This window comes from Deinococcus pimensis DSM 21231, from assembly GCF_000519345.1.
GTDB classification, from domain to species: Bacteria; Deinococcota; Deinococci; order Deinococcales; family Deinococcaceae; genus Deinococcus_A; species Deinococcus_A pimensis.
Genome location: NZ_KI912648.1, coordinates 33,348 through 41,213 on the forward strand (window position 1 = coordinate 33,348; position 7,866 = coordinate 41,213).

Genomic DNA, 7,866 nt, shown 5'->3' on the forward strand with positions numbered 1-7,866 from the left:
CGTTCCGGCAGACCCAGCGCCACGCGGGCAGCGTTCACGGCGTCCACGACGCCCGCCACGTTCCCGCGCCCGCCGAACTCTGCGAGGAGGCGCCCGCCGGGCATCAGGGCCGGCCGCCACGCGCGGGGCGAGGGGCTCGGGGGGCCGCACCCAGTGGAGCGCCGCGTTGGAGAACACGGCGTCCACGGGCTCGTCCACCTCGAAGGTCCGGGCGTCCGCCACCCGGAACACGAGGTTGGGGAAGCGCGCCCGCGCCGACGCGATCATCTCCGGGGAGGCGTCGAGGCCCTCCACGAGCGCCCCCCCGTCCGCGAGCCGGGCGGTGAGCTCGCCCGTCCCGCAGCCCAGGTCCACGATCCGCTCGCCCTGCCGCGCGTCCAGCCACTCCAGGATGCCCGCCCCGTGCCGCCACACGAAGTCGTGCCGCGAGGCGTACAGGTCCGCGTCCCAGACTCCCACCGGCTAGTCGGTGACCGCGCCCTTCGCCGCGCTCCCGACGAGCTTCGCGTACTTCGACAGCACCCCGCGCGTGTAGCGCGGCGCGGGCGGCGTCCACGCCGCGCGGCGCGCGGCGAGCTCGTCCTCGCTCACGTGCAGCGTGAGCTCGCAGGTCTCCGCGTCGAGCGTGATCGTGTCGCCCTCGTGCACGAGCGCGATGGGGCCGCCCACGTACGCCTCCGGCGCGACGTGCCCCACCACGAGGCCGTACGTGCCGCCCGAGAAGCGCCCGTCCGTGATGAGGCCCACGGCGTCCCCGAGGCCCTTGCCGATGATCGCGCTGGTGGGGGAGAGCATCTCGCGCATGCCGGGCCCGCCGCGCGGCCCCTCGTAGCGGATCACCACGACGTCGCCCGCCGTGACGCGGTCGTGCATGATCGCGTCCATGCACGCCTCCTCAGAGTCGAACACCCGCGCGGGCCCCGTGATCTTGATGGACCGCAGGCCGCTGATCTTCGCGACGCTGCCCTCCGGCGCGAGGTTCCCGCGCAGCACCGCGAGGTGCCCCTGCTCGTACACGGGCGTCTCGAAGGGACGGATGACGTCCTGACCCTCCTCCGGCACGTCCGGCACGTCCGCGAGGTTCTGGGCGACGGTGCGGCCCGTCACGGTGAGGCAGTCGCCGTGCAGCAGACCCGCTCTGAGGAGCATCTTCATCACGCGCGGGATGCCGCCCACGCGGTGCAGGTCCGTCGCGACGTACCGCCCGCTGGGCTTGAGGTCGCAGAACACGGGCGTGCGCTCGCGGATCCGCTCGAAGTCGTCGAGCGACAGGTCCACCTTCGCCGCGTGCGCGATCGCCATGAGGTGCAGCACCGCGTTCGTGCTGCCGCCCACCGCCATGATCACCGTGATGGCGTTCTCGAAGGCCTCCTTCGTGAGGATGCGGCTGGGCCGGACGTCGTCCTCCACGAGGCGCATCAGCGCGCGGCCCGACGCGGCGGCGCTCTCGGCCTTCTCCAGGTCCTCCGCCGCCATCGTCGAGGAGAACGGCAGGCTCATCCCGAGCGCCTCGAACGCGCTCGACATGGTGTTCGCCGTGTACATGCCCCCGCACGAGCCGTTGCCGGGGCAGGCCTTGCGTTCGATCGCCTCGAAGGTCTCCCGGTCGATCTTCCCGGCGCTGTACGAGCCCACCGCCTCGAACACGCTCACGATCGTCAGGTCCTGCCCGTCGTGATGCCCGGCCTTGATGGTGCCGCCATACACGAACACCGCCGGGATGTCGAGGCGCGCCATCGCGATCATCGCGCCCGGCATGTTCTTGTCGCAGCCGCCCACCACGAGCACCCCGTCGTGCGACTGGCCCCGGCAGACCGTCTCGATGCTGTCCGCGATCACCTCGCGGCTCACCAGGGAGCACTTCATGCCCTCCGTGCCCATGCTGATCCCGTCCGAGACGGTGATCGTGCCGAACACCTGCGGCATCCCGCCCTCCGAGCGGACCGCGTCGATGATGTGGTCCGCGAGCGCCCCGAGGCCGTTGTTGCAGGGCGTGATGTTGCTCTGCGCGTGCGCCACGCCGATGATGGGCTTCTGGAAGTCCTCGTCCGTGAAGCCCACGGCGCGCAGCATCGCGCGGTTCGGCGCGCGTTCGTCGCCCTGCGTGACGGCGCGGGAGTTGCGGTTGAGCTGTTTCGTCTTCGTGTCGGTCATGGATTCCTTTCGAGGGCGACGCCGAAGTTCACGGCGTTTCCGCCGTGACGGTGGACTTGACGCGGGCCTGGCCCGCCACGATCTGGTTCACGGCGTGCAGCCAGGCGCGCGCGGAGGCCTCCACGACGTCCGTCGCGAGGCCGATGCCCATCACGGTGACGCCCTTGTAGCGCACGCCCGCGCTGACCTCGCCGAGCGCCTCGCTGCCGCGCGTGACGCTCTGCAGGCGGTACGTCTCCAGCTCGGGCGTGATGCCCGTCGCGGCGGAGATCGCGTTCATCGCGGCGGCGACGGGGCCGTCCCCGGTGGCGGCGGCCTCCTTCGTGCCGTCCGGCGTGACGAGCCGCACCGTCGCGGTGGGCGTGACGTGCGTGCCGGACAGGACCTGCAGGCTGTCGAGCGCGAAGGTCTGCTGGACCTCGCTTCCGGCCTCCACGAGGGCGCGCAGGTCGTCCGCGTAGATCTGGCCCTTGCGGTCCGCGAGCTCCTTGAAGCGCGCGAACAGGACGTTCACGGCGTCGTCGTTGAGGCCGTGGTCGGCCGCGCCGTCCGTGACGTACCCGAGGTCCGCGAGGGCCTTGCGGAACGCCGCGCGGCCCGAGTGCTTGCCCATCACCATGACCGCCGCCTCGCGTCCGACGAGCTCGGCGTTCATGATCTCGTACGTCTCCTTGTGCTTGAGGACGCCGTCCTGATGGATGCCGCTCTCGTGCGCGAAGGCGTTGTCGCCGACGACGGCCTTGTTCGGCTGGACCGGCATGCCCGTCAGGCGCGACACCAGACGGGAGACGCGGAAGAGCTCGCGGGTGTGGATGCCCGTCTCGGCGCGGTAGTGGTCGCGGCGGGTGTGGATCGCCATGACCACCTCCTCCAGGGCGGTGTTCCCGGCGCGCTCCCCGATGCCGTTCACGGTGCACTCGATCTGCGTGGCGCCGTTCTCGACCGCGGCGAGACTGTTCGCGACGGCCATGCCGAGGTCGTCGTGGCAGTGCGTGCTGATCGCGACGTCGCGGCCCGCGACGATCTCGTCGCGGACGCGGGCGATGAGCGCCCCGTACTCCTGGGGGGTGCCGTACCCGACCGTGTCGGGAATGTTGACGACCGTGGCGCCCGCCTCGATCGCGGCGCGGTAGAGGCGGATCACGAAGTCGAAGTCGGCGCGCATCACGTCCTGCCCGCTGAACTCCACGTCGTCGGTGTACTCGCGCGCGAGGCGCACGGCGTTCACGCTCGCCTCGATCACCTGCTCGGGCGTCTTGCGCAGCATGTGCTCGATCTGGATGGTGCTGGCGGACGTGAACACGTGGATGCGGGAGCGCGCGGCGCTCTCCAGGGCCTGCGCGGCGCGTTCGATGTCGGCGCGGGCGGTGCGGGCGAGGCCGCAGATGGTGGGTCCGCGCACCTCGCGGCTGATGCGCCGCACGCACTCGAAGTCCCCGTCGGAGGTGATGGGGAAGCCCGCCTCGATGACGTCCACGCCGAGCCGCGCGAGGGCGTGCGCGATCTCGATCTTCTGCGCGTGGTTCAGCGCGACGCCGGGCGACTGCTCGCCGTCGCGCAGGGTGGTGTCGAATATTCGAACTCGTCGCATGATGCTCCTTGAGGCAAGCTGTCAGCGGTCAGCCGTCAGCTGTCGGTGATTGGTCCTGAGTCTCTCGCCGCCCGTGTTCGGGGAGCGGGTCCGGTCAGGGTCGGAGCGGTGACCGTGAGCTCGTCGTGATGACCGACGGCAACTGACCGCTGAACGCTGACTGCTGACGGCTCCTCAGACCTCCAGTTCCTTCTTCTCGATGAAGGGCATCATGTCGCGCAGGCGGCGGCCCGTGACCTCCAGGGGGTGCTCGTTCATCTCGGTGCGCCAGCGCTTCATGTTGGGGTAGCCCGCCTCGGTCTCCGCGACGAACTCCCGCGCGAACTCGCCGCGCTGGATGCGCCCCAGCACCTCGCGCATGGTCTCGCGGGTCTGCTCGGTGATGAGCTTGGGGCCGGTCACGTAGTCGCCGTACTCGGCGGTGTTGCTGATGGAGTGCCGCATGCCCGCGAAGCCCTTCTCGTAGATGAGGTCCACGATGAGCTTCACCTCGTGCAGGGTCTCGAAGTAGGCGATCTCGGGCTGGTAGCCCGCCTCGACGAGCGTCTCGAAGCCCGTCTGGATCAGCTTCGTGAGGCCGCCGCACAGCACGGTCTGCTCGCCGAAGAGGTCCGTCTCGGTCTCCTCCTTGAAGGTGGTCTCCAGGACGCCCGCGCGGGTGCAGCCGATGCCGCGCGCGTAGGCGAGCGCGATCTCGCGCGCGCCCCCGCTGGCGTCCTGATGCACCGCGAAGATGCCGGGCATGCCCGCGCCCTCCGCGTAGACGCGCCGCAGCATGTGGCCGGGGCCCTTGGGCGCGACGAGCATGACGTTCACGTCCTCGGGCGGCGTGATGCGACCGAAGTGGATGTTGAAGCCGTGCCCGAACCCGAGGGTCTTGCCGGGCGTGAGGTTCGGCGCGACCGACGCCTCGTACACGGCGGGCTGGTGCTCGTCGGGGATGAGGAGCATCACGACGTCCGCCTCCTTCGTCGCGTCCTCGACGCTCGCGACGCGCAGGCCCGCCTGCAGGGCCTTGGCGCGCGACGGGCTGCCCTCGCGCAGGCCGACGACCACGTCGAGGCCGCTGTCACGCAGGTTCTGCGCGTGCGCGTGCGCCTGCGAGCCGTACCCGATGATGGCGATCGTGCGGTCCTGCAGGGGGGCGAGGGAGACGTCGGCGTCGTAGTACATCTTCGCGGTCATGTGAGGCTCCTTGGGTTCCGGCGCCGGGAAGCGGCGGTCGGGGGAGAGTGGGCGGGTTCGGTCGGGCGCGGCGCCCGGACGGCGGTGTGGGAGGCTACTTCACGGCGGGCTCCAGCGCGCGGGTCTCCCCGGCGTAGACGTGGCCGGGCACGTCGGCGTTGCTGCCGCGCGTGAGGGCCACGCGTCCGGTGCGCATGGTCTCCAGGATCCCGAAGGGCCGCATCTGCTCGATGAAGGCGGTGATCTTGCCCTCGTCGCCCGTCACCTCGAAGATCAGGGCGTGACGGCCCACGTCCACGATGCGGGCGCGGAAGTCGTCGGCGATGTGGCGCACCTCCACGCGTTCCTCGCTGGAGCGGATCGCGACCTTCACGAGGACGAGCTCGCGGTCCACGAACTTCTCCAGCGCGTGGTCCACGACGCGGATGACGTCCTGGAGCTTCTCCAGCTGACGGATGGCGTTCTCGACGACGCTGCGGTCGCCCGACACGACGATCGTCATGCGCGACACCCCGGCCACCTCGGTCGTGCCGACCGAGAGGCTCTTGATGTTGTAGCCGCGCCGCCCGATGAGGCTCGCGACGCGCGTGAGGACGCGCGGCTCGTCCCGGACGATGAGGCTCAGCAGGAAGTCCGAGGTGGGCAGGCTCACTTCGCCACCCCCTCGGGGGCCGTCTCGACCATCTCGCTGAGGCTCGCGCCCGCCGGGACCATCGGGAAGACGCCGTGCTCGTGCGGGACGACCGCTTCGAGCAGGCTGGGCCCGTCGTGCGCGAGCCACGCGTCGATCGCGGCGGGCAGCTCGTCGGCGCTCTCGGCGCGGACCCCAAAGATGCCGTAGGCCCCGGCGAGCTTCACGAAGTCGGGGTTGCTGTCGCCGAGCCACACCTCGCTGTAGCGGCGCCCGTGGAACATCTCCTGCCACTGGCGGACCATGCCGAGGAAGCTGTTGTTGATCACGGCGATCTTGACGGGCACGCGGTAGCGGGTGAGGGTCGCGAGTTCCTGCGCCGTCATCTGGAAGCCGCCGTCCCCGGCGATGACGACCGTGCGCACCTCGGGCTGGGCCATGGCCGCGCCGATCGCGGCGGGGAAGCCGAAGCCCATCGTGCCGAGCCCGCCGGAGGTGAGCCAGCGGCGCGGCTTCTCGAAGCGCGCGAGCTGCGCGGAGAGCATCTGGTGCTGGCCGACGTCCGTCGCGAGGATGTCGTCGGGGCCGAGGCGGTCCGTGATCGCCTTCACGGCGTACCCGGCGCTCCAGTGCTCGTGCCGGACGAAGCGGCCCTTCCATTCCTGGATCTCGGCGTTCCACTCGGGGTGGTCGAAGGGCCGGGCGTGGGCGGTGAGGGCGCGCGCGGCGCTCGCGGCGTCGCCGCGGACGGGCACGTTCGTCGTGACGATCTTGCCGATCTCTGCGGCGTCGATGTCCACGTGGATGATGCGGGCGTTGGGGGCGAAGTCGCGGACGCGTCCGGTGACGCGGTCGTCGAAGCGCAGGCCGATCCCGACGAGCACGTCGGCGCCGCTGATCGCGCGGTTCGCGGCGACGGAGCCGTGCATGCCGGGCATGCCGAGCCACAGGGGGTCGCTGGCGGGGAAGACGCCGAGGCCCATCAGGGTGGTGATGGTGGGGACGTTCCACGCGCGGGCGAACTCGGTGATCTCGCGCGAGGCGCCCTGCGCGCCCCCGCCGACCATCAGGACGGGACGGCGCGCGGAGCGCAGCAGCTCCACGGCGGCCATGACGGCCTCCTCGGAGGGCTCGTGCCGCTCGCCCTCGGGTTCGGGCGCGGGGATCTCGCCGTCGAAGGCTTCGAGCTGCACGTCCTTGGGGATGTCGATCAGGACGGGGCCGGGCCGGCCCGAGCGGGCGATGTGGATGGCCTCGGCGACGACGGCGGGCAGGTCGGCGGCGGACTTCACGAGGTAGTTGTGCTTCGTGACGGGCAGGGTGATGCCGGTGATGTCGGCTTCCTGGAAGGCGTCGGTGCCGATGAGGTGCCGCGCGACGTTCCCGGTGATGGCGACGAGGGGGACGCTGTCGAGCATGGCGTCCGCGAGGCCCGTGACGAGGTTCGTGGCGCCGGGGCCGCTCGTGGCGATGCAGACGCCGACGTGTCCGGTGGCCTTGGCCCAGCCCTCGGCGGCGTGGATGGCGCCCTGCTCGTGGCGGGTGAGGACGTGCCGGACGTCGGGGAAGGCGGTGAGGGCGTCGTAGACGGGCATGATGGCGCCGCCGGGGTAGCCGAAGACGGTGGTGAGGTCGTGCGCGACGAGGGTGCGCCAGAGGGCCTCGGCGCCGGTCATGGTGGTCATCGTGCGCCTCCCGAACGGGTCGCGCGCCGCGTGACCCGGGGGTCGTCGCGGCGCGCGTGCGAGCAGTGGAGCCTCGTGGCCCCTTGCATCCTGGTGTCCTGTGCCGTGCTGTGCATGCTGCCTCCGTCGTGTGGTGCCCTGCCTGCCTGTGCCGCCTCTGTCACTGCCGCTTCAACTGTGGACCCCCGAGCCTTCGGGGCTCGGGGGTCTCGGTACACGCGTCTGCGCCTAGCTTCGAGAACCCCCGCAGCCAAGTACAAGAAGGACGAGAATGTCATTCACGCGGACCATTTGCGTCAAGTTAACAGTTATTGGAGAGGCGCGTCAAGTGCATGACGAGGTGACGAACATTCGTTTGGAAGGGGACGAACAGTTGTTAGGAGCAAGACGAACATTTGTTTGGCGCCTCGAACGAGTCGGGCGGGGCGGGAGGCCGTCGCCTCCCGCCCCGCCCGACCTCCCGGGTCAGTACTCGAAGCTCAGCATCCCCGTCTGCGAGAGCGCCTGCAGGACGCGCTCCGTGAAGGCCTCGGTGGACGCCGCGCCGCCGAGGTCCCGCGTGGGCGTGTCGCGCAGCGCCGTGCTGACCGCGTTGTCCACCCGGTTGGCGAGCGTCGCGT

At 70.9% G+C, this 7,866-nt stretch carries 6 protein-coding genes; all 6 read right to left on the bottom strand.

Features of this window, described 5'->3' with window-relative positions:
- Positions 1–459 (bottom strand): class I SAM-dependent methyltransferase (locus DEIPI_RS31110; RefSeq protein ID WP_157463658.1); only part of this gene is annotated, 459 nt, incomplete at its 3' end.
- Positions 460–462: 3 nt separating this feature from the next.
- The gene (gene ilvD / locus DEIPI_RS0113740; protein WP_027482140.1) at positions 463–2,154 is read right to left on the bottom strand and encodes a dihydroxy-acid dehydratase; all 1,692 of its coding nucleotides are present in this window, start codon (positions 2,152–2,154) and stop codon (positions 463–465) included.
- 28 nt (positions 2,155–2,182) lie between these two features.
- Positions 2,183–3,745 carry a 2-isopropylmalate synthase gene (locus tag DEIPI_RS0113745; RefSeq protein ID WP_027482141.1) on the bottom strand — a complete coding sequence of 521 codons (1,563 nt, stop codon included), beginning with the start codon at positions 3,743–3,745 and terminating at the stop codon, positions 2,183–2,185.
- 174 nt (positions 3,746–3,919) lie between these two features.
- Positions 3,920–4,930 carry a ketol-acid reductoisomerase gene (gene ilvC / locus DEIPI_RS0113750; RefSeq protein ID WP_027482142.1) on the bottom strand — a complete coding sequence of 337 codons (1,011 nt, stop codon included), beginning with the start codon at positions 4,928–4,930 and terminating at the stop codon, positions 3,920–3,922.
- A 94-nt stretch (positions 4,931–5,024) separates the two neighbouring features.
- A complete protein-coding gene (ilvN, locus tag DEIPI_RS39885; protein WP_027482143.1) occupies positions 5,025–5,582 on the bottom strand; it encodes an acetolactate synthase small subunit in 558 nt (185 codons plus the stop codon).
- Entirely contained in the window at positions 5,579–7,237 is a 1,659-nt protein-coding gene (gene ilvB, locus DEIPI_RS0113760) for a biosynthetic-type acetolactate synthase large subunit (protein ID WP_027482144.1), read from the bottom strand. Before ilvB ends, ilvN begins: the two co-directional genes overlap by 4 nt.
- Positions 7,238–7,866: the final 629 nt, after the last annotated feature.